The organism is Klebsiella sp. 28 (assembly GCF_018223905.1).
Classification (GTDB): domain Bacteria; phylum Pseudomonadota; class Gammaproteobacteria; order Enterobacterales; family Enterobacteriaceae; genus Klebsiella; species Klebsiella pneumoniae.
The window spans coordinates 1-4311 of sequence record NZ_JAGRQY010000311.1 but is presented as its reverse complement, the minus strand read 5'-3'; the positions used below and the strand labels follow the sequence as shown (position 1 = coordinate 4311).

The 4311-nt window shown below is 60.2% G+C and carries 5 protein-coding genes and 1 pseudogene; 2 read left to right on the top strand and 4 right to left on the bottom strand.

The genetic code is table 11. The features are described from left to right. Together KHQ28_RS28725 and KHQ28_RS28720 are read right to left on the bottom strand one after the other, a co-directional pair. A partial coding sequence (locus KHQ28_RS28725; RefSeq protein ID WP_142371547.1) for an ATP-binding cassette domain-containing protein occupies window positions 1–212 on the bottom strand: 212 nt, incomplete at its 3' end. A gap of 8 nt (window positions 213–220) precedes the next feature. Beyond that, a complete protein-coding gene (locus KHQ28_RS28720) occupies window positions 221–1027 on the bottom strand; it encodes a MetQ/NlpA family ABC transporter substrate-binding protein (protein ID WP_002902393.1) in 807 nt (268 codons plus the stop codon). Window positions 1028–1247: 220 nt separating this feature from the next. Here KHQ28_RS28720 and KHQ28_RS28715 point away from each other — a divergent pair, with 220 nt between their 5' ends. Then, on the top strand, window positions 1248–2423 hold the full coding sequence (locus tag KHQ28_RS28715) for an aminotransferase class I/II-fold pyridoxal phosphate-dependent enzyme (protein WP_020324673.1): 1176 nt from the start codon (window positions 1248–1250) through the stop codon (window positions 2421–2423). Between the two features lie 44 nt (window positions 2424–2467). Here KHQ28_RS28715 and KHQ28_RS28710 read toward each other — a convergent pair whose 3' ends face one another. Continuing rightward, entirely contained in the window at window positions 2468–3502 is a 1035-nt protein-coding gene (locus KHQ28_RS28710; RefSeq protein ID WP_004176407.1) for an NADP-dependent oxidoreductase, read from the bottom strand. 88 nt (window positions 3503–3590) lie between these two features. On the opposite strand from KHQ28_RS28710, the gene KHQ28_RS28705 reads away from it, so the two are divergent. Continuing rightward, window positions 3591–4139 carry a TetR/AcrR family transcriptional regulator gene (locus KHQ28_RS28705; protein WP_004179582.1) on the top strand — a complete coding sequence of 183 codons (549 nt, stop codon included), beginning with the start codon at window positions 3591–3593 and terminating at the stop codon, window positions 4137–4139. Between the two features lie 56 nt (window positions 4140–4195). Here the strand turns inward: KHQ28_RS28705 and KHQ28_RS28700 are convergent. Further along, window positions 4196–4311, bottom strand: a pseudogene (locus tag KHQ28_RS28700) (NmrA/HSCARG family protein); the annotation flags it as partial.

The following is a 4311-nucleotide window of genomic DNA, read 5'->3' as shown; positions in this document are numbered from 1 at the left end:
GCCTGTAGCGGCTCGCCGTTTAACAGTACCTCGCCCTCGCCAGGCGTTTCCAGACGATTAATCAGCCGTAATAAGGTGCTTTTTCCTGCCCCGCTGTAGCCAATAATGCCAAAAATATCGCCTCGCTCAATGCTGAGATTAATATCCTGCAAGGCCAGAACCGGATGTCCTTTCCTGGAAAAGCTTTTACTGACGTGGCGAAATTCTATCATCGCGTTATTCATTTTAAATAGTCAGGCAGCAGGTAACCATCATACTGCGGATGGCTGAGAATATATTTTTTGAACTCGGCCGAGTGGTAGCCATCGATAATATCTTTGGCAAACTGCGCCTTCTGATTTTTACCGGCGACGGTCACGACATTAATAAAATGGCTGGTGGCTGCTTCCAGCTTTAAGGCCGAGGTCAGGGACATACCGCTGGAGACGGCAAAATTGCCCTGAATCAGGCCATAGTCGACGTCCGGCAGAGCGCGAACCTGCTGGGCATTATCCATCTCTTTTAGGACAATTTTGTAAGGATTATCTACGATGTTACGCTGCGAAAAAGTGGCCGGATCGCTGTCTGGTTTAATTTTCACCCAGCCAAGGCTCTCCAGCACCAGTACCGCACGATATTCATTTGACGGCTGGTTTGGTACCGACACGACGGTGCCCGCCGCCGGGGTCCCCAGGGTGGTCAGTTTCCCACCATACAGCCCCATCGGCGGCGTGGGGACCTGCACAATGCCCACGTTATCGATCCCCAGCCGCTCATTAATTGCTTTCAGATATACCGGATGCTGCATAATATTCGCTTCGATATCGCCGCGGGCTACCGCGTCATTCACCTGAATACCGTCGCTGAAATCCTTATATTCGATTTTATACCCTTTACTCAATAAATAGGGCGCGACGCCTTTCTCAAATTGTTCTTTATACGGCCCGGGGTTAAAGCCGACGCGGATAAGATGAGCGTCGGCGGCGGCATAAAAAGAGGTGGCCGACAACAGGGCGAGAGCGATCCCGCGCGCAACTGACTTGTTCATAAGGTATTTTCCTGGAGGGTTGGCGATATTGAACGATTAAATCACAGCCGACTGTGGGTTGTAAGCCAGAACGCCGAATTTCCTTTTGCTAATTCCTCATTAACTTTTGCTATACCGACATATCTTAAAAACAAGAATCTTTTGCGTATATTGTTATTTAGCCAGCCGCTATAAATCCCTTAAAGATGGTTAATTATTCGTGATTTAAACCGGGAATGTTATGCCTGATTTTACTGCTTCGCCGCTGGTGGACGCCCTGGAAGAGAATCTGTTCAGCCTGCTGGAAAAACTGGCCGCGGAGGTCAACACCGAAGCGCTGCCGCTGATCGATCTTTCCAGCGGCAGTCCGGATCAACCCACCCCGCCGGAAGTAATCGACTCGCTGCAGAGCGCTATTCATCGTCGTGAAAACCATGGCTACCCGTCGTTCTGGGGCAAACCACAGGTCCGCGAGGCGATCGCCCGGTTCTATCGCCGGCAGTATGATGTGGAACTCGATCCGCACAGCGAAGTCGCCGTGTTTCAGGGGTCGCATATCGGTATAGGCGGCATCCCGCGGGCGCTGCTCAGCCCCGGGCAATACCTCATCTCCACCGATCCCTGCTATCCGATTTACCGCTCGGCGGCGCTGCAGTCCCAGGCGGCGTTTTATGGCCTGCCGCTCAGGGCGGAGAACCATTTCCTGCCGGATTTTAACGATCTTCCCCGGGAAGTCGCTGACAAGGCCGGGCTGGTGGTGCTTAACTATCCGCATAATCCAACCGGCGCCCTCGCCACGCCGGCGCTGTTCACCAGCGCGCTGCAGTTTGCTCGTCGTCACCAGGTGCCGATCCTCCATGATTTTGCCTATGCGGCCATCGGCAGCGCGGCCAGCGATGCGCCGCTGAGCCTCTTCTCCCAGCCCGACGCGAAAGCATGGGGAGTGGAAACCTATACTTTTTCCAAGACCTTTAATATGGCCGGCTGGCGCTTCGGCTTCGCGGTCGGCAACGCCTCGATTATCCGGGCGTTTAAAAAGCTGCACACCCATAGCTACAGTACGGTGTTTGGCGCGATTCAGGATGCGGCGATCGCCGCGCTCAACCTGCCGGCCGAACGGATTGCGCAGCTGACGGCGGTCTATCATCAACGTCGGGAGTGGGTTCTGCGTCGACTGGCCGCGCTGCGCTGGCCGGCGCGTGACGCACAAGGCACTTTCTTCCTCTGGCTCGGCGTACCGCCCGGCTACCGTTCGCAGGAGTTTGCCCGTCTGCTGCTGCAGGAAGCGCATATTCTGGTGGCGCCGGGCACGGGTTTTGGCGCAGGGGGGGAAGGATTTATTCGCATCAGCCTGACCGCAGGGGACGAGGCGCTGAGCAACGCGCTGGACCGTCTTGCCCGGCTGGCGCTGTTTTAGTCCGCCGCCGGGAGAAGCAAAAACGCAACCCTGGCCGTCGGGGATTACCCGGCTGACGAGTCCATCACCGACAGCACGATTTTGCCCTCAAGATGCCCCTGCGCTGCTCGCTCATGCGCCATCTGCGCCTGCGCAAGGGGGAAAACGCTGTCAATTGCAACCCGGATGACCCCGGCGTCCAGCAGGTCGGCAAGCCGGGCGAGCTGCGCGCCGCTGGAGCGTACCTGGGTGGTGGAGACCGTCACTCCGCGCTGTCGCGCCTCTTCCGCCCCGGCAAAGCCGAGCGGAAAGATCGGGTACAGCGCGCCGCCGGGTCGCAGGGTACGCAAAAAACGGCCGCTGGCCGGCCCGCCCGGCGCATCAATGACCAGATCCAGGTCACGCACCGTCTCCTCCACTGCGGTGGTTGTATAGTCGATAACGCTATCGGCGCCGAGCTGACGTAAAAAGGCTTCATGGCGGCCCGCGGCGACGGCAATCACCTCGGCGCCCTGCCACTTCGCCAGCTGCACGGCGAAATGACCGACTCCCCCTGCCGCGCCGTTGACCAGGACGCGTTTACCCGCCAGCGGCACCGGCCGATGCGGCCCCGGCTGCAGCGGATTCGCCACCTCATGCCCGGGATCGATCATGAACTGCCAGGCGGTGAGGAGCGACATCGGCACCGCGGCAGCCTGCTGATGGCTCAGGGTTAGGGGTTTGCGAGCGAGGTCGCTGACCGGCACGCTAACGTACTCGGCGTAAGCGCGGCTGCCCCCTGCCGCCCCTTCGGGAAAACGCGCCATAGCATACACTTCGTCGCCGACCGCCACCTCTCGGACGTCATCCGCCCGCGCCACCACCACCCCGGAGAGATCGGTCCCGAGGATCAAGGGAAAGCGGACCTCGGGCCGCCACTCCGGCGGCAGCTGTTGATAGCCATCGCGCAGATAGCTGTCCGGCGGGTTCACGCCCACCGCGTGCACCTGTACCAGTACTTCACCGGCCTGCAGGACCGGCATGGGCGCATCCTCATAGCTCAGGACTTCCGGCCCGCCAAAGGCGTGCTGTTGAACGGCCTTCATCATCTGCGTCGACATCGCTTTCTCCTCATATGGAAATGCGTTATATTTAACGGAGCACCGTTCCGAATATATGGAGCGGTGCTCCGATTGTCAAGGAACGCCAATGAGAGCTGATGCCAGAAAAAATTATGACCTGTTGATCGAGGTGGCCCGTGACGTCTTTGTGGAGCAAGGCGCTGAGGCCTCGCTGCGCGATATCGCCCGCCGGGCGGGCGTCGGAATGGGAACCCTCTATCGCCACTTTCCCAACCGCGACAGCCTGCTGGAAGCCCTGCTCCGCAGCCGCTTTGCGGCGCTAACCGCCCGGGCTGAGTCGCTTCTGCTCGCCGCCGATCCTGCCGCGGCGCTGCTGGAGTGGCTGGCCGAGAGCGTGGCGTTTACCCATCAGCATCGCGGGATCATCGCCCCGCTGATGAGCGCCATCGACGATCCTGAGTCCGCCCTGCACAGCGCCTGCGTTGCCCTGCGCGCCGCCGGTACGTCGCTGCTTACCCGCGCGCAGCAGGCCGGGCTGGCACGGCCAGATCTCAGCGGAGAGGAGCTGTTCGATCTGATCGCCGCGCTTGCCTGGCTGCGGGAGCAACCGTCCCATGCCCCGCGCGCAGAGCGGATTTTAGCGGTGCTGGCCGACGCGATCCTGACTGCCGGCTAGCGGCGGCCGGTCACCGACGAGACAGCGCGCCTGGCGGGTAACCAGAACACCAGCCTTTAACGATCAAACGCCCAGCGAGCCCCGCTGGTCAGCGCCCGCTCGAAGGCGGGACGGCCGGGGCCTGCCAGCCAGCCGGCGAAGGTGTGCAGCTGCGGGTGCAGCTGGCGCAGGG

Coding starts and splice junctions, on each gene's coding strand:
- KHQ28_RS28715 (WP_020324673.1), top strand. CDS start 1,248: ATGCCTGATTTTACTGCTTCGCCGCTGGTGGACGCCCTGGAAGAGAAT.
- KHQ28_RS28710 (WP_004176407.1), bottom strand. CDS start 3,502: ATGTCGACGCAGATGATGAAGGCCGTTCAACAGCACGCCTTTGGCGGG.
- KHQ28_RS28720 (WP_002902393.1), bottom strand. CDS start 1,027: ATGAACAAGTCAGTTGCGCGCGGGATCGCTCTCGCCCTGTTGTCGGCC.
- KHQ28_RS28705 (WP_004179582.1), top strand. CDS start 3,591: ATGAGAGCTGATGCCAGAAAAAATTATGACCTGTTGATCGAGGTGGCC.